Source organism: Salmonella sp. SSDFZ69, assembly GCF_004010755.1.
Classification (GTDB): domain Bacteria; phylum Pseudomonadota; class Gammaproteobacteria; order Enterobacterales; family Enterobacteriaceae; genus Salmonella; species Salmonella enterica.
Genome location: NZ_CP034831.1, coordinates 4,415,619 through 4,435,283, shown reverse-complemented (window position 1 = coordinate 4,435,283; position 19,665 = coordinate 4,415,619). Strand labels below are relative to the sequence as shown.

At 53.1% G+C, this 19,665-nt stretch carries 19 protein-coding genes; 4 read left to right on the top strand and 15 right to left on the bottom strand.

Translation table 11 applies throughout. The features are described from left to right. Positions 1–5 precede the first annotated feature (5 nt). Positions 6–770 (top strand): epimerase, encoded by a 765-nt coding sequence (locus EOS98_RS21910; protein WP_126524387.1) that lies wholly within the window; start codon positions 6–8, stop codon positions 768–770. A gap of 91 nt (positions 771–861) precedes the next feature. Here EOS98_RS21910 and tpiA read toward each other — a convergent pair whose 3' ends face one another. Together tpiA and EOS98_RS21900 are read right to left on the bottom strand one after the other, a co-directional pair. Continuing rightward, on the bottom strand, positions 862–1,629 hold the full coding sequence (gene tpiA, locus EOS98_RS21905) for a triose-phosphate isomerase (protein WP_001216339.1): 768 nt from the start codon (positions 1,627–1,629) through the stop codon (positions 862–864). Positions 1,630–1,741: 112 nt separating this feature from the next. Continuing rightward, positions 1,742–2,338, bottom strand: coding sequence for a YiiQ family protein (locus EOS98_RS21900; protein ID WP_000802241.1), 597 nt, complete (start codon positions 2,336–2,338; stop codon positions 1,742–1,744). Between the two features lie 100 nt (positions 2,339–2,438). Here EOS98_RS21900 and EOS98_RS21895 point away from each other — a divergent pair, with 100 nt between their 5' ends. Continuing rightward, a complete protein-coding gene (locus EOS98_RS21895) occupies positions 2,439–2,867 on the top strand; it encodes a DUF805 domain-containing protein (RefSeq protein WP_000155237.1) in 429 nt (142 codons plus the stop codon). Between the two features lie 109 nt (positions 2,868–2,976). Here EOS98_RS21895 and fpr read toward each other — a convergent pair whose 3' ends face one another. From fpr to EOS98_RS21875, 4 genes are all read right to left on the bottom strand, one after another. Then, positions 2,977–3,723: a ferredoxin--NADP(+) reductase gene (gene fpr / locus EOS98_RS21890; RefSeq protein ID WP_000796303.1), complete on the bottom strand. Its 747-nt coding sequence runs from the start codon at positions 3,721–3,723 to the stop codon at positions 2,977–2,979. 96 nt (positions 3,724–3,819) lie between these two features. Beyond that, entirely contained in the window at positions 3,820–4,830 is a 1,011-nt protein-coding gene (glpX, locus tag EOS98_RS21885; RefSeq protein ID WP_001250624.1) for a class II fructose-bisphosphatase, read from the bottom strand. 111 nt (positions 4,831–4,941) lie between these two features. After that, a complete protein-coding gene (gene glpK / locus EOS98_RS21880; protein ID WP_000136808.1) occupies positions 4,942–6,450 on the bottom strand; it encodes a glycerol kinase GlpK in 1,509 nt (502 codons plus the stop codon). Positions 6,451–6,470: 20 nt separating this feature from the next. Beyond that, on the bottom strand, positions 6,471–7,316 hold the full coding sequence (locus EOS98_RS21875) for an MIP/aquaporin family protein (protein WP_000084285.1): 846 nt from the start codon (positions 7,314–7,316) through the stop codon (positions 6,471–6,473). A gap of 398 nt (positions 7,317–7,714) precedes the next feature. Here EOS98_RS21875 and zapB point away from each other — a divergent pair, with 398 nt between their 5' ends. Continuing rightward, positions 7,715–7,954: a septal ring assembly protein ZapB gene (gene zapB, locus EOS98_RS21870; protein WP_000051370.1), complete on the top strand. Its 240-nt coding sequence runs from the start codon at positions 7,715–7,717 to the stop codon at positions 7,952–7,954. Between the two features lie 221 nt (positions 7,955–8,175). On the opposite strand, the gene rraA is transcribed toward zapB, so the two are convergent. The 7 genes from rraA to priA all read right to left on the bottom strand — a co-directional run bounded on the left by rraA (position 8,176) and on the right by priA (position 16,159). Continuing rightward, positions 8,176–8,661: a ribonuclease E activity regulator RraA gene (gene rraA / locus EOS98_RS21865; protein WP_000872918.1), complete on the bottom strand. Its 486-nt coding sequence runs from the start codon at positions 8,659–8,661 to the stop codon at positions 8,176–8,178. Positions 8,662–8,753: 92 nt separating this feature from the next. After that, complete coding sequence (menA, locus tag EOS98_RS21860; RefSeq protein WP_000139639.1) at positions 8,754–9,683, bottom strand: 1,4-dihydroxy-2-naphthoate polyprenyltransferase; 930 nt, start codon at positions 9,681–9,683, stop codon at positions 8,754–8,756. 66 nt (positions 9,684–9,749) lie between these two features. Beyond that, complete coding sequence (hslU, locus tag EOS98_RS21855; protein WP_001293360.1) at positions 9,750–11,081, bottom strand: HslU--HslV peptidase ATPase subunit; 1,332 nt, start codon at positions 11,079–11,081, stop codon at positions 9,750–9,752. Positions 11,082–11,090: 9 nt separating this feature from the next. Further along, entirely contained in the window at positions 11,091–11,621 is a 531-nt protein-coding gene (gene hslV, locus EOS98_RS21850) for an ATP-dependent protease subunit HslV (RefSeq protein WP_000208240.1), read from the bottom strand. A gap of 91 nt (positions 11,622–11,712) precedes the next feature. After that, positions 11,713–12,687 (bottom strand): cell division protein FtsN, encoded by a 975-nt coding sequence (gene ftsN, locus EOS98_RS21845; RefSeq protein WP_000068812.1) that lies wholly within the window; start codon positions 12,685–12,687, stop codon positions 11,713–11,715. A 93-nt stretch (positions 12,688–12,780) separates the two neighbouring features. After that, positions 12,781–13,806 (bottom strand): DNA-binding transcriptional regulator CytR, encoded by a 1,026-nt coding sequence (gene cytR / locus EOS98_RS21840; RefSeq protein ID WP_000841337.1) that lies wholly within the window; start codon positions 13,804–13,806, stop codon positions 12,781–12,783. 154 nt (positions 13,807–13,960) lie between these two features. After that, a complete protein-coding gene (priA, locus tag EOS98_RS21835; protein WP_061383754.1) occupies positions 13,961–16,159 on the bottom strand; it encodes a primosomal protein N' in 2,199 nt (732 codons plus the stop codon). A gap of 203 nt (positions 16,160–16,362) precedes the next feature. On the opposite strand from priA, the gene rpmE reads away from it, so the two are divergent. Continuing rightward, positions 16,363–16,575 (top strand): 50S ribosomal protein L31, encoded by a 213-nt coding sequence (gene rpmE, locus EOS98_RS21830; RefSeq protein ID WP_000715284.1) that lies wholly within the window; start codon positions 16,363–16,365, stop codon positions 16,573–16,575. 44 nt (positions 16,576–16,619) lie between these two features. Here the strand turns inward: rpmE and EOS98_RS21825 are convergent, their stop codons facing one another. Together EOS98_RS21825 and EOS98_RS21820 are read right to left on the bottom strand one after the other, a co-directional pair. After that, on the bottom strand, positions 16,620–17,282 hold the full coding sequence (locus EOS98_RS21825; RefSeq protein ID WP_000792797.1) for a TIGR02117 family protein: 663 nt from the start codon (positions 17,280–17,282) through the stop codon (positions 16,620–16,622). Positions 17,283–17,482: 200 nt separating this feature from the next. Beyond that, entirely contained in the window at positions 17,483–19,273 is a 1,791-nt protein-coding gene (locus tag EOS98_RS21820; RefSeq protein ID WP_000899639.1) for an aryl-sulfate sulfotransferase, read from the bottom strand. Positions 19,274–19,665: the final 392 nt, after the last annotated feature.

The window sequence follows — 19,665 nt, the reverse complement described above, 5'->3', positions numbered from 1 at the left end:
CGCTCATGAACAGCCAGTTTGCCGGATTAACGCGCGAAGCATGTGTGGCATTGTTAGCGTCATATCCGCTTAGTGTGGGTATTCTGGCAGGGCAGTGGATTGCGTTGCATCGCTATCTGCAACAGTTGGAAGCGCTAAACCAGCCGCTGTTGCATTTGGATTTGATGGATGGCCAATTTTGCCCGCAGTTTACCGTTGGGCCATGGGCAGTTGGGCAACTGCCGCAAACCTTTATCAAAGATGTTCATTTGATGGTAGCGGATCAATGGACGGCGGCGCAAGCCTGTGTGAAGGCGGGCGCACACTGCATCACGCTTCAGGCTGAAGGCGATATTCATCTGCATCATACGCTAAGCTGGCTTGGTCAGCAGACCGTGCCCGTTATCGGCGGTGAAATGCCGGTGATCCGGGGGATTAGTTTATGCCCGGCAACGCCTCTGGATGTCATTATCCCCATTCTGAGCGACGTTGAGGTTATTCAACTACTGGCAGTAAACCCTGGATACGGCAGTAAAATGCGCTCCAGTGATTTGTACGAGCGCGTGGCGCAGCTTCTCTGTCTACTTGGTGATAAACGCGAAGGTAAAATTATCGTTATTGATGGGTCGTTAACGCAGGATCAGTTGCCTTCGTTGATTGCACAGGGCATCAATCGTGTTGTTTCTGGTAGTGCGTTATTTCGTGATGATCGGCTGGTTGAGAATACGCGGAGCTGGAGGGCGATGTTTAAGGTTGCCGGGGATACTACTTTCTTACCCTCCACAGCATAAATGCCGGATGGCGGCTTTACCTTATCAGGCCTACATAAGCACTCGGCTGGTAGGCCTGATAAGCGCAGCGCCATCAGACATTGATTGGCAATTAAGCCTGTTTAGCAGCTTCTGCTGCTTTCACGATCACGGCGAAGGCGTCAGCTTTCAGAGAAGCGCCGCCTACCAGTGCGCCGTCGATGTCCGGCTGCGCGAACAGTTCGGCTGCGTTGGAGGCATTAACAGAACCGCCGTACTGGATAATAACCTGTTCAGCGATTTTCGCGTCAGCTTTGGCAATGTGGTCACGGATGAATTTGTGCACTGCCTGCGCCTGCGCAGGAGTTGCAGATTTACCGGTACCGATCGCCCATACGGGTTCGTAAGCGATAACCGCGCCTTCAAAGGCTGCCGCGCCCTGCGTTTTCAGTACCGCGTCGATTTGGCGTGCGCACACTTCTTCTGTTTTGCCCGCTTCGTTTTCCGCTTCGGTTTCACCGATGCACAGTACCGGCGTCAGACCTTGTTCTTTCAGTACGGCGAATTTTTTGGCGATCAGCTCGTCAGATTCTTTGTGATAAGTACGACGCTCGGAGTGGCCGATAATAATGTACTGCGCGCCGATATCCTTCAGCATTTCAGCCGAAGTTTCACCGGTGAATGCGCCAGACAGGTTCAGATCAACGTTCTGCGCGCCCAGCATAATGTGGCTACCGGCAGCAGCGCGTTTCGCCAGATCGATATACATTTCCGGCGGAGCGATTGCCACGTCGCAGCCTGCTACGCCCGTCAGTTCTTTACGCAGGTTAGCCACCAGTTCGTTTACCATGTGGCGGCTGCCGTTCAGTTTCCAGTTACCCATCACTAAAGGATGTCGCATTTCATTTCTCCACGCTTAGTCAGCGAATTAAGGAAGATGGCCGCTCGTCAGAGCAGCATGGTCTGTGAAACAGTATAGAGATTCATCCCCGGAAAGGCTTTGCTTTTTGTCATCAATTCGCCCCTTCCAGATTTTCAGATAACGCCAGCTTAATCGGTTCAACCGCGAAGGTCAGCCCCTTTTCTCCGTTATCTGCGACAACATAACGTACCGCGCCTTCGGTCTCGGCGTAATAGTGTTTACCTTTACCGGCGATAAGCATCTTTTGCAGTTTTTTCTGGCTTTGCTCTTTTGTCAGCAACGGGGCGACAGTGCGAATAATGGCGGCCATATATTCCAGCGCTTTCGCTTTCGCCGCTTTCTGTTCCGGCCCCTGAATGGGCAGCCAGGTAATCTGCATACTTTTCACTTTGAGCGTACCGCGCTCCAACGCCGTGGAGGCATACAGATTTTCGTTAATCTTACTGGCGGCGCGGGTCAGATTCGCCTTATCGCGGCTATTCTCAATGGCGCGAAATTCATTGAGCGGCAGATCGGGATTCTGGCGGTTAAAGTTCTCACGAAACTGGCTAATAGAAAGATCAAAGGTTGGCGAGCCCGCCAGCAGATAGGGCGCTGTCGTGGTCGATGAAGAGAGCTGCGCGTGCGCCGTTATGCTGGCGGTGAGAGCAGAAAACAACAGTAAAAACAGAGTACATCCTGGCTTCATCAATCTTACCTTTCGTTAGGACTGCTCACGATTAAAACGATAACTGTCGGGCTTGTCAAAAGGGTAAACTGTAGCGGAAGGCAAAATATAAGGAACTTACATGACCATACAGCAATGGTTATTCTCATTTAAAGGGCGTATCGGACGCCGTGATTTCTGGATTTGGATCGGCCTCTGGTTTGCCGGGATGCTGGCGCTATTTTCGCTGGCGGGGAAAAACCTGCTTGATATCCAAACGGCGGCATTTTGCCTGGTGTGCCTGCTGTGGCCGACCGCCGCCGTCATGGTCAAACGTCTGCATGACCGGGGACGTTCCGGCGCGTGGGCGTTGCTAATGATTCTGGCGTGGATGCTGCTGGCCGGAAACTGGGTGATGCTGCCGGGGATGTGGCAGTGGGTCGTCGGGCGATTTATTCCGACGCTGATCCTGGTGATGATGCTTATCGATCTGGGCGCGTTTGTCGGTGTTCAGGGGGAAAATAAGTTTGGGAAAGCGACACAGGACGTGAAGTTTAAAGCAGAACCGTAAACGGGCGGTAAACCGTAATTTGCCCGGTGGCGCTGACGCTTACCGGGCCCACAGATTGGTGATGATTTGCAGGAGGCCGGATAAGCCCCAGCCGCCATTCGGTAAAACATCACCAGTAATGTTCAGCCGTCATATGCCCCGGTCGGCGGCGCAGATGTTTAGTCATCTGTCGGGTCTCTTTCAGCAGTTGCTGCGTATCGCGCACCATCTGCGGGTTCCCGCACAGCATGACGTGGCTGGTCTCTTTATCCATCGGTAATCCAACGGCTTTTTCCAGCTCGCCGTTTTCAATGAGCGCTGGCACGCGTCCGGTAAGCGAGCCTGGCACGCTCTCCCGGCTGACCACCGTTTGGATGCGCAGCTTGCCTTCATAACGCTGTTGCAGTTCCAGCATTAGCGGCAGATAGCTTAAATCGGCGGCGAAGCGTGCGGCGTGGACCAAGACCAGATTTTTAAAGCGCGCGACATCCTGGCCATATTGCAGAATAGACAAATACGGGCCAATAGCGGTTCCGGTCGCCAGCATCCATAGCGTCTCGCAGTCAGGCACTTCATCCAGTACAAAGAAACCCGACGCGTCGCTGACCACTTGCACCTCATCGCCAGGTTTTAGCGCCGCCAGCCGCGGGCTGAGCTTTCCTTGCGGAACCGTCACCAGATAAAACTCTAAATTCGGATTGTCAGGCGCATTCACATAGGAATACGCGCGCTGAACGCGCTCGCCATCGATCTCCAGTCCGAGTTTGGTAAATTGGCCTGCAGTAAAAGGATTAATGGGGGCGTGAACGGTCAGGCTGAACAGTGCGTCAGTCCAGTTTTGCACCTTAGTGACTTTACCTGTTACCCAATCGGCCATGGTTTTCTCCTGTTCTGAATCGCTAACCTTATCTTCGTTCGTCAGGAGAAAGATTTCCAGCCCCGCGAGGCTGGAAGGCTCTAACTAACAAATACGCTAGAGGATATGCGCCTGTACATCCGGATCTTTACGATCAAGATAGTGGATCGACTGAATGCGGCGGATGGTGCGTGATTTGCCGCGGATCAGCAGTGTTTCCGTCGTGGCAATATGGCCTTTCCGGCTAATTCCTTCCAGCAGATCGCCTTTCGTGATGCCGGTCGCGGAGAAAATAACGTTATCGCTACGCGCCATGTCGCCCAGGCATAACGCCTTGCCCGCTTCAATGCCCATTGCTTTGCAGCGCGCCAGTTCCTGTTCGCCAATGCGGCGGTTTTCTTCGCTGTCGCCTTTCACGTCATGGCGCGCCAGCAGACGCCCCTGCATATCGCCGTCCAGCGCGCGGATCACCGCTGCGGATACTACGCCTTCTGGTGCGCCGCCAATCCCGTACAGCACGTCGACTTCGCTATCCGGCATACAGGTCAGAATTGAGGCCGCGACGTCGCCGTCAGGAATGGCAAACACGCGTACGCCCAGTTTGGCCATCTCTGCGATGACCTCGTCATGACGCGGTTTTGCCAGAATGGTCACGGTCAGATCGCCAAGCGGTTTACCCAGCGCATCCGCGATGTTGCGCAGGTTATCCGCCAGCGGCAGATTGAGATCGATCGCCCCTTTGGCGCCCGGACCGACAATCAGTTTTTCCATATACATATCGGGCGCATTCAGGAAACAGCCTTTATCGCCGACCGCCAGCACCGCCAGCGCGTTCGCCTGACCCATCGCCGTCATGCGCGTGCCCTCAATCGGATCGACGGCGATATCTACCGCATCGCCGTGGCCGGTACCGACTTTCTCGCCGATATAGAGCATCGGGGCCTCGTCGATTTCGCCTTCGCCAATCACGATGGTGCCGTCAATGTTGACCTGGTTGAGCATGATACGCATGGCGTTGACTGCCGCGCCGTCCGCGGTATTTTTATCGCCGCGTCCCAGCCATTTGTAGCCAGCCAGCGCCGCCGCTTCGGTCACACGGGAAAATTCGATGGCAAGTTCTCGTCTCATAACAAACTCGTAGCAAAAAGGAGTGGCGCGCAGTGTAGCACAGGGGAAGGAGGGAATAATTGATGTGTGTGCGGAGTTGCCCCCGCACAAAGATTTTGCCGGATGGCGACCTTACTTGTCGTGATCTTCCCACGCCATTGCGCGTTTAACCGCTTTCTTCCAGCCGCTATAACGGTAGTTACGCTCGGTGGTTTCAATGCCGGGGCGGAATTCTCGCTCGATGACGGCTTTTTCCTGCAGCTCGTCCAGGTTCTGCCAGTAACCGACGGCCAGACCAGCCAGATAGGCGGCGCCCAGCGCGGTCACTTCGCGCACTTCCGGGCGTTCCACCCGCGTGCCGAGAATATCTGACTGGAACTGCATCAGGAAGTTGTTGGCCACTGCGCCGCCGTCCACACGCAGAGCGTGCAGGCGGATACCGGAGTCGGCCTGCATCGCTTCCAGTACATCGCGGGTCTGGTAAGCGATGGATTCGAGCGTCGCGCGGATAATGTGATTAGAGTTCACGCCGCGGGTCAGGCCAAAAATGGCGCCGCGGGCATACGGGTCCCAGTACGGCGCGCCCAGACCGGTGAAGGCCGGAACCACGTAGACGCCGTTGGTATCTTTCACTTTCGTGGCGAAATATTCGGAGTCGAACGCGTCGCTGATGAGCTTCATTTCATCACGCAGCCATTGAATGGACGCTCCCGCCATAAACACCGCGCCTTCCAGCGCATAGTTGACTTCGCCGCTTGGGCCGCAGGCGATGGTGGTCAGCAGGCCGTTTTCCGATTTTACCGCTTTCTCGCCGGTGTTCATCAGCATAAAGCAGCCGGTGCCGTAGGTATTCTTTGCCATTCCTTCCTTTACGCACAGTTGGCCGAATAGCGCAGCCTGCTGATCCCCGGCAATCCCGGCGATAGGAATACGTGTACCGCCTTTACCGCCAATATTGGTCTGGCCGTAGACTTCGGAGGATTTACGTACCTGGGGCAGCATCGCGCGTGGGATATCCAGCACGTCCAGCATTTTATCGTCCCAGTCCAAATCATGGATGTTGAACAGCATGGTTCGTGAGGCGTTGGTGTAATCCGTAACGTGGACGCGGCCCTGCGTCATCTTCCAGATAAGCCAGGTATCCACCGTACCGAACAGCAGCTCGCCACGCTTCGCGCGTTCGCGCGAACCTTCCACATGGTCAAGGATCCATTTCACTTTAGTGCCAGAGAAGTACGGGTCGACGACCAGACCGGTATTGTCGCGGATGTAATCTTCCAGGCCGTCGCGTTTAAGCTGTTCGCAAATATCGGCGGTACGACGGCACTGCCAGACAATAGCGTTGTATATCGGTTTGCCGGTTTCACGTTCCCAGACGATCGCGGTTTCACGTTGGTTGGTGATACCGATAGCGGCAATCTGATCGGAACTGATATCGGCCTTAGCCAGCACTTCTACCAGCGTTGAGCTTTGGGACGCCCAAATTTCCATCGGGTCGTGTTCTACCCAGCCTGGCTTAGGATAAATTTGCTCAAATTCACGCTGTGATACGCTGACGATATTCGCGTCATGATCCATAACGACCGCGCGGGAGCTGGTGGTACCCTGGTCGAGCGCAACGATATATTTTTTTTCAGTCATAATTTTGTCCCGTAATCAGATTACAGCGAAGCATTTTGTTGTGTGGTCGCGGTGGAGTCCTTCTCTTCCACGACGCAGGTATCGCACGGCAAATGACGGCCAATAAATTTGCGATAAGCAAACGCGCCCAGAATGGCGCCGACGATGGGGCCAAACAGCGGCACCAGGAAGTAAGGAATGTCTCTACCGCCGGTAAACGCAATTTCACCCCAGCCGGCAAGCCCGGCGAACATTTTGGGGCCAAAGTCACGCGCCGGATTCATCGCAAACCCGGTCAACGGCCCCATAGAGGCACCGATAACGGCGATCAGTAAACCAATGAGCAGTGGCGCAAGCGGACCGCGAGGTACGCCGTTTCCGTCGTCGGTCAGCGCCAGAATCAGCCCCATCAGAATAGCGGTAATCACCATTTCAACCGCGAAGGCCTGCACAAAATTGATATGAGGATTCGGGTAAGTTGAGAAAATGCCTGCGAGATCGAGACTTTCAACGCTGCCACGGACGATATGGTGGGTTTGTTCGAAGTCCACAAAAAGATTGTAATAAAGCCCGTAAACTAACGCCGCTGCGCAAAAGGCGCCGGCAACTTGAGAAATAATAAAAGGAACAACTTTACGTTTGTCGAAACAGGCAAATAGCCAGAGTGCGATGGTCACTGCCGGGTTCAGGTGTGCGCCAGAAACACCTGCCGTCAGGTAGATAGCCATCGCTACCCCCAGACCCCAGATGACGCTGATTTCCCACTGTCCAAAAGTAGCTCCGGCAACTTTAAGCGCAGCGACACAACCCACACCGAAAAAAATCAACAACCCGGTACCGAGGAATTCAGCAATGCACTGGCCTTTTAAGGTTGATGTTTGACTCATAATCGGATCCTGAAGAGTATGTAATGATTATTGGTATGCGAGGAGGTCATGGACATCCACGATGCCCTGTAGGCACACTGTTAATTTATCGTTAACGAGCAAAAACGAGAAATATCGAAATTAAAATGTGTGTACTGCGTCAATAAAATGAGCGTTATCGCGCCATGAGGCGCATTTTGAGACAGCAGAAGAGAGTGAATTGAATCATTTCATTAACCAATATGTTAACACTTTTAAGTTATTGAATGAATGTTACCAGGAGATGGATGAAAATTGCTGCAAACCGCGATCTACGCGGTATGTCGCTGGACAGCGAGAGCGGGGCTTCATACAATCGACACTATATATTGTGCGCGTTTACGTGAAGCGTCGCCTTGCAATTCAGGAGAGGTAAGATCATGTCTTTAGAAGTGTTTGAGAAACTGGAAGCAAAAGTACAGCAGGCGATTGACACCATCACCCTGTTACAGATGGAAATTGAAGAGCTGAAAGAAAAGAACAACAGCCTGACGCAGGAAGTGCAGTCTGCACAGCATCAGCGTGAAGAACTCGAGCGTGAAAATAATTCTCTGAAGGAACAGCAGAGCGGCTGGCAGGAACGTTTACAGGCGCTGCTTGGTCGTATGGAAGAAGTCTAATCCTCGTCATATTTCACGTTATGGCGGCGTTGGCTGCGTGCGTTCACCCCAGTCACATAGTGGCCTATGCTCCTGGGGATTCACTTACTTGCCGCCTTGCCCTGACGCGAAATCTATAGAGGATTTAGAATGCGGATACCGGTGGGCCGGATAAGGCGTAAGCTGCCATCCGGCAATCAGCGACAACGCATAAAAAAGGCGCCTTACGGCGCCTTTTTTGATCACTCGATATCAAGCGGGTCTTCGGAAAGGATAATCCCGGTGTTGTCGGCATAGAGATGATCGCCGGAGAAGAACGTCACGCCGCCGAAATTGACGCGCACATCGCTTTCCCCAATGCCTTCACCTGCGGCGCCAACCGGAATGGCGGCGATCGCCTGAATGCCGATATCCAGCTCTTCCAGATCGTCCACCTGACGCACCGCGCCATAGATAACCAGCCCTTCCCATTCATTTTGCGTGGCCAGACGCGCCAGCTCCGCATCGACTAATGCACGGCGGACAGAACCGCCGCCATCGACCAGCAGAACCCGACCACGGCCATTTTGTTCGAGCAGATCGTACAGCAACCCGTTGTCCTCGAAACATTTTACCGTGATGATTTGTCCGCCAAACGACGACCGCCCTCCAAAATTAGAGAACAGCGGTTCCACGACGTTGACATCTTCCTGATAGATGTCACAAAGCTCGGAAGTATCGTATTTCATAGGCTTAACGTTCAGTTGCTGCGAGAATTTTTAGTATATCGCGCTAAGTATACTGTTGGCAAAATCATCAATTGTTAATTGATATTTGTCAGTTAAACGGCCCACTGACTTAAGAGTATCCCAATCACAAATAACAGGTTGGTTAACAACGCGCCTTTAACGGTACGTTCAAGCATCGGGCGCATTGCCGCAGGCTCCCTTTCGCGCATTACGTAGCGCGCTTGTTTAATGAGCAATGGCGCGGCCAGAATAAACAACCATCCCCACGGACTGTGTAGCGAGAGCAGATTAAACAGCGCCAGACAGAGCAGCGCGCCTAGCAACAGGCAGGCGTGATAACGACGCGCGTTGACATCGCCCAGTCGTACTACAAGGGTGTTTTTGCCGTTCTCTCTGTCGCTATTAATATCGCGCAGGTTATTAATATTCAGCACCGCCGTCGCCAGTAAACCGCAGGCGGTGGCCGGGAGAATCAGCGCCGGAATCAGCGTATGCGCCTGGAGATACCAGCTCCCCATGACACTTAGCCAGCCAAAGAATACCAGGACAGAGATATCACCCAGCCCGATATAGCCGTAGGGCCGATTACCCACGGTGTAGGTGATGGCGGCGATAATCGACAGCCCGCCCAAAATCAGGAAGCCGACAAAATCGGTTAACGTATGGCACGCGACCGCCACCAGCGCCAGTCCGGAGATACAGATCAGCACGACGGTAATGATTAACGCCCGCTTCATCTCCTGCCGGGTGATGACGCCTTTTTGCATCCCCCGCAGCGGCCCGATGCGATCTGGTTTATCACTGCCTTTGACAGCGTCGCCGTAATCGTTGGCGAGGTTGGATAAAATTTGCAACAGCCCGGCGGTGATAAGGGCCAGCAGTGCGACCAGAGGATCGAAATAGCCTTGCCACCATGCCAGGGCCGTACCGACGATAATCGCTGCGAAGGCGAGGGGTAAGGTTTTGGGTCGTAAGCTTTCCAGCCAGGCCTGGGTGCGGCTAATTTGTTGTTGTTCAGTCATATTTAGCGCCAATAAAAATGGGGCTTTTCAGCCCCATCAACAGTGATGAAAATGCATTGGACGCGATTATAAGATAAAACGGCTTAGATCTTCATCTGCGACCAGCGCATCCAGATGTTTGCTCACATATTCCGCATCAATTGTGATGTTTTGGCCGTGCAGATCGCTGGCGTTATAGGAAATTTCTTCCATCAGACGCTCCAGTACGGTATGCAGACGGCGCGCGCCGATGTTTTCGGTGGTTTCGTTAACCTGCCAGGCGGCTTCGGCAATACGTTTAATACCGGAATCGGTGAACTCGATATTGACGCCTTCAGTTGCCATCAGCGCTTTATACTGCACGGTGACGGAGGCGTTTGGCTCGGTCAAAATGCGTTCGAAATCGCTGGTGGTCAGCGCCTGAAGTTCAACGCGAATCGGCAGACGGCCCTGCAGTTCCGGGATCAGATCAGACGGCTTCGCCACCTGGAACGCGCCAGAGGCGATAAACAGAATATGATCCGTTTTGACCATCCCGTGTTTGGTCGAAACCGTGCAGCCTTCTACCAGCGGCAGTAAGTCGCGCTGTACGCCTTCGCGTGAAACATCCGGGCCGGAGGTTTCGCCACGCTTACAAATTTTGTCAATTTCATCGATAAACACGATGCCGTGCTGTTCAACCGCGTCGATAGCGTCCTGTTTCAGCTCTTCCGGGTTGACCAGCTTAGCAGCTTCTTCTTCAACCAACAGTTTCATCGCGTCTTTAATTTTCAGCTTACGCGGTTTCTGTTTCTGACCGCCCAGGTTCTGGAACATAGACTGCAACTGGCTGGTCATCTCTTCCATGCCCGGAGGCGCCATAATCTCTACGCCCATCGGCGCGGCGGCGAGGTTAATCTCGATCTCTTTATCGTCGAGCTGGCCTTCGCGCAGTTTTTTGCGGAACGTTTGACGGGCGGCAGAAGGCTCCTGCTGCTGTTCGGCCTGGCCCCAGTTATTTTTTGCGGGTGGGATCAGTACGTCGAGAATACGTTCTTCCGCCAACTCTTCCGCACGATAGCGGTTTTTCTCGATAGCCTGTACGCGAACCATTTTCACCGCGGCATCGGTCAGATCGCGGATGATAGAGTCCACTTCTTTCCCGACATAGCCCACTTCGGTGAATTTGGTGGCTTCGACTTTAATGAACGGCGCGTTGGCGAGTTTTGCCAGACGACGGGCGATTTCGGTTTTACCGACGCCGGTCGGGCCAATCATCAGAATATTTTTCGGCGTCACTTCGTGGCGCAGCTCTTCATCAAGCTGCATACGACGCCAGCGGTTACGCAATGCAATCGCCACGGAACGCTTTGCGTTATCCTGGCCGATAATGTGTTTGTTCAGTTCGCTGACAATTTCGCGTGGGGTCATTTCAGACATGAGAGGTCCTTACGCTTTGGCGGTCAATTCTTCAATGGTGTGGAAATGGTTGGTGTAAATGCAGATATCGCCTGCAATATCCAACGCCTTTTCAGCAATTTCGCGCGCGCCGAGCTCGGTATTTTCCAACAGAGCGCGAGCGGCAGCCTGGGCATAAGGACCGCCGGAGCCGATAGCAATTAAATCGTTTTCAGGTTGCACGACATCGCCGTTACCCGTGATGATGAGCGAGGCGGTTTCATCCGCGACGGCCAGCAACGCTTCCAGTTTGCGTAGCATACGGTCGGTACGCCAGTCTTTCGCCAGTTCAACGGCGGCTTTGACCAGGTGCCCCTGATGCATTTCCAGTTTACGTTCAAACAGCTCGAACAGCGTGAATGCATCCGCAGTACCGCCCGCAAAGCCCGCAATGACCTTGTCGTTGTAGAGGCGGCGGACTTTCTTCACGTTGCCTTTCATTACTGTGTTACCCAGTGTGGCCTGACCATCACCGGCGATTACCACGTGGCCGTTACGGCGTACGCTTACTATTGTTGTCACGAGCAGACCCCTTGGTTACTAATGCTGAATTGCGGCCCCGTACGGCGTACGGGGCATAATGCAAGTATAGATGGGGGAGATTTTGAGGGTTTCAACCCCCGGTGGCGAGTCGAATGCAGTTTGTATGGCCCGCCATCTTCAGACGGTTAATGGTGCTGTCGGCATTTTCTTTACCTTTCACCGGCCCGATAACCACGCGATTCCAGCCGTTATTGGTGGTAATTTTGGAGTCAAAGCCTTCAAACGCCAGCTGAGCGCGGACGCTTTCTGCCTGCTCGGCGCCTTTGAATGAACCACATTGCACCATCCAGCGACGTTCATCTTTTTTCTCTGCTGTCGCCTTCGGCGCTTCAGGCGCGCGCGTAATGGGCGCGGCTTTTGGCGCTGCCGCGCTGGTATGCGCCGGCGTTTGCAGCAAATCCTGATAAGGTTGCTGCGAGGCCGTCTGCTTCGGCGGCTGACTTTGGCGCGCGGGTTGCGCCGGGGCGGACTGTACCGTGCGCGTTTGCGACTGTTCGTTTACCCGTGGCTGCGTGCGTGGTTGCTGAACAGGCTGCGTTTGAGCCCACTGCTGCTGCTGCGCCTGACGCTGGCGCTGTAGCGTTTGCTGGCGTTGTTCTGGCGTCTGCTCGTTCCACGGCACTTCGTTAAGTTGCGTTGGCTGCTGACGCATATCCGCCTGCATCTGCTCCAGGAGTTGACGCTGCTCGCTGGTGAGCTGATTCGGGTTCATGACTTCGCCGCCGGCGGACGGTTCCGTTGGCGTACGCACGCCCGGCTGGCGACTTTCCAGCTCTTTGATGTAACGCCAGCGCTCTTCCGGTTTTGGCGGAAGCCCATTGCCGGTGACTTTCTGGTTTTGTAGCGTTTCGGACTCTTCTTTCTTATGGTGAGTAATGAAGTACAGACCGCCGATAAAGGTCACAAGGACGGCTGCCGCAATCGCGACCATTGCCGGCGAGACGGCAGGCATGTTGCTTTGCTTCTTCCGTGAGTTCCGTGAGGTGCTCTTTTTGCGCCGCGAAGGAGCCGGTTGGCCGCGACGTACATAATCTCGTTGTGCCACTATCGTTTCGCTGTATTTATTCGTTCGTCAGCCCGTCATGTTACTGAAGCGGCGGGCCTTTGACCAGACAGGTGAGTCTTAAAGCTATTTACTTTAGGGTAAAGCGCGCGTAGAACCGCGAATAATCAGCTCGCAATCCATTAAACGCGAGCCGCTGCTCACATTTTGCCCCTGCATCTGATCGAGCAACAACAGCATCGCCTCGCGACCAATGTCAAAACGCGGCTGCGCCACGGTTGTCAACGGAGGGTCGCAAAACTCGGCCAGCGCGATATTGTCAAAGCCGATAATCGACAGATCGTCAGGCACTTTCAGACCCTGGCGCTTGGCCCAGGAGAGGGCGCCCAGCGCCATTACGTCGCTATGACAAAAGACGGCGGTAGGCGGCAACGGTTGCTCAAGCAACTGCTTTAATGCGTTTGCCCCGGCTTCAAAGGTAAAGTCGCCACGGGCGATGTAATGCGGATCGACCACAATGCCACTGCGTCTTAATGCCTGTACGTAACCTTGTAAGCGATAGTGACAGAGCGGCATATCTTCCGGCCCCGCAATACAACCAATCCGCTTGTGGCCCAAATCCAACAGGTAATTCATGGCGTTGAACGCGGCGGTCAGGTTATCAATATGTACCGTCGGTAGTTCAAGCTCCGGCGCGAACTCATTCGACATCACCATCGGAGGCAAATTGCGCTGCTCCTCAACGCTGGCGTCAAAGGGCAGTCGGGAACTGAGAAGTACCATGCCGTCGATCTGTTTGGTGATGATGAGATTAAGAAAGGTTTTTTCTTTCTGGTTTTGATGGGCGCAATCGCCAATCAGCACCAGATACCCCTGTTCTGCCGCGGTCACTTCGATACCGCGGATAATTTCACTGAAGAAGGGATCGCAAATATCCGGGACAATCACCAGAATCGTACGGGATTCATTGCGTTTTACATTTCGCCCCATCGACTGCGGGAAATAACCCACTTCAAGCGCGGCCTGTTCAACCCGGCTACGGGTCGACTGGGAGACTTTATCGGGGTTCATTAACGCGCGGGATACGGTTGCCGTAGAGACTTTCGCCTTCAACGCAACATCCTTCATCGTAGCGGCAGTAACCTGCTTGTTCGATTTCACTCTTTCTCCTCGCCTGGGAACTGCTGGCGCAGATCTATCCCTGGTAACACTCATCGAAAACATTTTTATCAGATAGTGCGTGGAAGCGGTTACAGAATTTTCATAAAAAGTGTGATGGATCTTTAATTTTACGATCCGCCTCGCATCGTGAGGACTATCCTTCAATCGGATCGACGTCAAGAACCCATTTAACTTTCCGCGCTTCAGGGAGCGTATTGATCAACGCCAGCGTGCCGCTGATGATGTGTTGCAGGCGAATCCGTGAAGGATGCTGAAGTAAAATTTGCCAGCGATAGCGGCCGCCGCGTTTTGGCGCGAGGGCCGGAACCGGACCTAAGATCCACAGCTTATCGTCTGATAGCGGGCTGGCCTGAATCAGATTACGCAACTGCTGGAGAAAGACGGGCGCCTGCTGATTGTTGTGATCCTCTGCGCGAATAATGACGTGGCTGGTCCACGGCGGAAGCTGGAGCGTTTGCCGTTCCGCCAGCGCCTGTTCCGCAAACGCATCATAGCCTTTATACAGTAACGTTTGCAGCAGGGGATGCTCAGGATGGTGCGTTTGGAGCACCACTTCGCCCTGTTTGCCCGCGCGCCCGGCGCGGCCGGAAACCTGAGTGTAGAGCTGGGCGAAGCGTTCCGCCGAACGAAAATCTGCGGAAAAAAGCGCGCCATCGACATCCAGCAACGCCACCAGCGTGACGTCAGGAAAGTGATGGCCTTTCGCCAGCATTTGTGTGCCTATCAGAATGCGCGCTCCGCCGCGGTGAACTTCCGCCAGATGCTGCTCCAGCGCGCCTTTACGACTGGTGGTATCACGGTCGATTCGTGAGATCGGCACGCCGGGGAAGAAGGGCGCCAGCACCTGCTCCAACTGTTCCGTCCCTAACCCAACCGGTAGCATATGTGTGGAGCCGCAGGAGGGGCACTGACGCGGTACCGGACGTTGGCTGTCGCAGTGATGACAGCGTAAATGATGCTGCGCCTGGTGCAGCGTGTAGTAGTGATCGCAACGCGGGCACTCCGCAATCCAGCCGCAGTCGTGGCAAAGCAGCGCGGGCGCGAATCCCCGGCGGTTAAGAAATAAAATTACCTGATTGTCGGCCTGGAGATGTTGGCGCATACGGGCGATAAGGGCGGGCGCCAGTCCCGCCTGAAGACGCTGGCCTTTTAAATCCAGCACATGCTGCAGGGCTGGGTGGGCGTTGCCTGCGCGCCGCGTCAGACGCAGCATCCGGTATTTTTTCTGCCGCACGTTGCATAGCGTTTCCAGGGCTGGGGTGGCGGAGCCGAGAATAATCGGGATCTGCTCGCTATGGGCGCGATACACAGCCAAATCGCGGGCATGGTAGCGCCACCCTTCCTGCTGTTTATAAGAGCTGTCGTGCTCTTCGTCGATGACAATTACGCCAAGATTTTTAAACGGCGTAAACAGCGAGGAGCGCGTGCCGATGACAATCGCCGCTTCGCCGTTTTTCGCTTTCAGCCATGCCGAAAGACGCTCGCTATCGTTTAGCCCGGAATGCAGCACTTCCACCGGCGCGTTAAAACGTTCGCGAAAACGGGCGATCGTTTGCGGCGTCAGGCCGATTTCCGGTACCATCACCAGCGCCTGTTTGCCCTGGGCGAGGACGTTTTCCAGCACGCTCAGATACACTTCGGTCTTGCCGGAACCGGTTACGCCTGCCAGCAACCAGGCGGAGAAACCGTCCGACGCGCTGTGAATCGCGCCGACTGCTGTCGCCTGTTCGGTATTCAGCCGCAGGCGCTCTCCTGCGACGGCATAACGCTCCCGCCAGTCGGTAAACGCGGGCGTTTCACTGGCAAGCTCACAAAGCCCCTTACGCCGCAGCGTTTGCAGCGTGGCGTCAGTAAAATCAAGCTCGGCTACCTGATAGCGCCAGATCTTTCCTTGCCGCAGCGCCGCCAGCGCCTGTTGTTGTTTGGCGGAGCGTTTCAGGCTGTTGATGTCGACGGCTTGCCCCTCTTCGGTGGCGAACCAATACCATAGGGGCGCGTTGCTGGCTGGTTTTCCCTGACGCAGTAAAACCGGCAGAGCGTGAAACAGAACGTCGCCGAGGGGATGGTGGTAGTAATCCGCCGCCCAGAGGAGTAAGCGCCAGATGGAGGGAGAAAAGATTGGCTCGTTATCCACGATTTCAATGACCGATTTTAATTCATCGAGCGGCAATTCGCTGTGGTCGCTAACCGAGACGACAATGCCCACGCGCTCTTGCTGCTTGCCGAACGGCACGCGCACGCGGCACCCGGCTTTGGCGACCCCGCCTTCCGGCAGCAGGTAATCAAAGGTTCGGGGAAGCGGAACGGGCAAGGCAACGTGCGCGACGGACATAGCATCTTCCTGACTTGAAATTTCGTCGGGTAGTATACACATTACGATAAGGGAGCGCGGATCAGTTTGCATACGGTGGTCAAATTCTGTATGATTCGCCGCCTTTGGTGCGTGTTGTGAGCATCAAACCCTTTACTATTAACTTCGCGTGGTGTCTGGCGTTAGGGCTGGAAGAGCGACGCGGCCTTACACTGAGGTTCCCCATGAAAAAAGGTATTCACCCGAATTACGTAGAAATTACTGCAACCTGTTCTTGCGGTAATGTTATCAAAACCCACTCTACCGTGGGTCACGACCTGAACCTGGACGTGTGCGGCAAATGCCACCCGTTCTTCACTGGTAAGCAGCGTGTTGTTGATACCGGTGGTCGTGTTGAGCGCTTCAACAAGCGCTTCAGCATCCCTGGCAGCAAATAAGTTACCGCCAGAAAAAAAGCGCCGCAGGGCGCTTTTTTTGTTTTCTAGGGATAACAGTATTTGTTCAGACACATTCTGTGATCCGTAATCGCTTTCATTACGCTTCCTGCCGTGAGTTTTAACGAAGGATTTATAGTCAGTCCCGCGCTTTCCAGCCCCTTCGCTGTCCATTTATTGCAGGTATTGAGTATGCCGTAGCGGCCATTCGCGGCGTAAAACTGGCTATCGCCGTAAATTCCTTGTTTTAACGGAATCAGATTACCCTCTGCGTCACGCGCAAAGCTGCGGCCCAGATAACGCATCAGACTGTTACGCTGGTTTGTGTGCAGGAGCAGTGATTTTATCTCGCTACCGGCGAAATAGCGTTCTGGTTGACCGGAAAAGGCGACGATGTGCATAACCGCGCCGGATGACCAGAACATGGCCTGGAGCGTAAGCGCGGTGGTTATTTCTTGTGACTGATAAAAGCCCTTATCGCCCCAGCCGATTTCATACCACTGCGTCTCCTGAGCGAACCGTTTTTTAAGCTGTGGCAGAACGGTATTAACATCATGGGCCGGCGCAATAATTCCCGTGTGCCAGCCATGACTGACGATATAGATTTCCGTCGGGGAGGGCTGTCCGCCTGTCGTAGGTTTTACGGCTTGTGGAAAGGTTGTGCAGCCATATAGCAATAAACTTAACCAGGCGATAAAGAGATTTTTCATGACATATCACCAGCAAAGGCGCGGTATGTTGTGGCGTTTGTCTAATGACGCTGCGTTTATCGGGTCGGTGCCGGATTGGTAATTCATTGATATTTTTGCATTCCTCTTCGAGGGCAATAAGGCGAATGTCATAACTACAATACGTTTTAACCATTCAGGCGGAAGTTAGCTTCCGCCTGTTTTACTTTTACTATCTCGCTTTATTTTTTAAACATCTGCTCTGGATCGATAATCAGCGCCCGATAACCCAGCATACCGGCACGGTTACTGTGTACTTTTAGCTCCAGCATCACATCCTGAGTACCGTCTTTGACTTCATCCAGAACGGAAACGATCGGTTTTGTACCGCTCATTCCCGCTGTAGCCGAGTACATGAACATCGTTTTGGTTTCCGGGCGATATTCCGTGACGGAAGTAATAGCGCTGTACCAGTCAAAACCGCGCTCTTTACCATATTCCCACATTTGGGAAACCGTCATATTTTTTTCGTCAATCTGATATTCCACGCCGCGGGAATATTTCATTGACGGCATGGCCGGTTGTTCCATACCGCGCGCATCGCCGTTATCAAAGGCGGTCACGACGGTTTTACCTCCGGTGCTTTTGGATGGCACTAACCAACCGGTATGTTGTGTCCATGTCCAGTCAAATCCACCGTCGCAGTGGTGCGCTTCGCAGGTTAGCGGTTTACCGTTGCTGTCTACGGGTTTCAGCACTTTTTTCGCCAGTTCGCCTTTCCAGCCGGATGGATCGGAAAGTATCCATTTCACTTTTTTATCGCGACCAATTTTGATGATGGCAGACTGGTGGCGCGAGCTAATGATAATGCTGTCGTCGCGAGGATCGTAGCTGACGGAGTTAACATGCGCCCAGTTGCGGCCCGGGCCGGAACCCGCGATATCGCCGAAGGGTTGTTTTGCAAGCTGCTCTTTGGTCATGACCTGACCGGAATGTTCGGCATCGACGCTCAAACATACCGCTCCCTGATCCATCGCCAGAATAACGTCGTCACGATAGGGATCGAGGATTTTTGGCAGATCCCAGTAATCGACGGTATCGCCGTTCTGGTCAACTTCAAGAATATGATCACGCACCGTATTGATGGTGTATTTACCATTTAATGGATAATTTTCTTTTGCGACACGCAGCAGGTAGGTGCCTTTCGGCGTTTCGGTAATGGCGTGCGAAAAATCAATAAATCCTTTTGGCAGTCGTTTATCGGAAATAACGCGGCCTAAGAAATCATATTTAAAGTAACGTTGACCCTGGCCAAAAATAAGATTGCCATCGTTAACCTGATGGAAGCTCATCATGGAACCAAAGCGCGTTATATCATCCTGGTTACGGAATTTATCAATATTCATATAGCCGCGAACATCGCCATTCGTATCGCTAATCCAGTTGATACCGGTATAATCCCAGTTCGCCGCGCCGCCTGCGACATGCATAATGTGGCCGGCTCTTGGCATCCCTGTTATATGGTTAAAAAGATATAAGCGATTTTTAAGCGAGCTATCGACTTTAACCGGTTCTACTGTAGGAAGAACGGCAGTTTGCCCGGTAGTAGAGGGTAATGATACCGGTGCGGCGTAAATGGACCACGTATAAGTTTGTTTTTTACCTTCTTCAGTCCAGTCAACTTTAACCTTATTGACATAATCTGGATACAAGCCAAATACAGGTATGCCGTCATGGGTATTTATAGCCTGCGGGCCGACATCATAACTGATCGGGATACCTTTTTCCCCTTTCCCTAAAACGGTAACCTTCACGTCCTGTACATTATGATTGGCTTTATTAATGATTGCTGTTAATGGGAAAACGCCGCCGTAGGGAGCGACATCGACCATACCTAATGGCCCTTCATGTACTGGAATGACATCTGCTGATGCGACCATTGGCCTGTTTGGGTCTAAAACGCCTGAGGCCAAAACGCTGCCGCTCAAACACAGGCAGCATAATACAGGTAAGACTTTCCTTGTAAATAACATATTTATTTCCCCATTCGATATTATCGATAAAATGAATGTATATTAACCTTCTTATTTATCGGAGATGAAAAAACATTTAAAAAAGTAAAACAATCCGCGGAGGGGAATAATGATGTTGGTCACAAATATGAGGTGTCCATGGTCTTTTTAACAATACTCATCGTTATACTATTTGTTCAGTAAATATATGGCGGTGTATTATTATTCATGTACGCTTTGCTACGTGAAACTTTAAATAAAGATTGGAATTTTAAATATAATAAAATTATATCGGTTATGGCATGCCGGGAATTTTTTGCAGGAAAATAACGAAGAGAAACTTATCATGTCTGACAAATTCATCCACCGAGGGCTATTCGGGAAGATGAACGGTTAGAAAAATGTCGGAGATA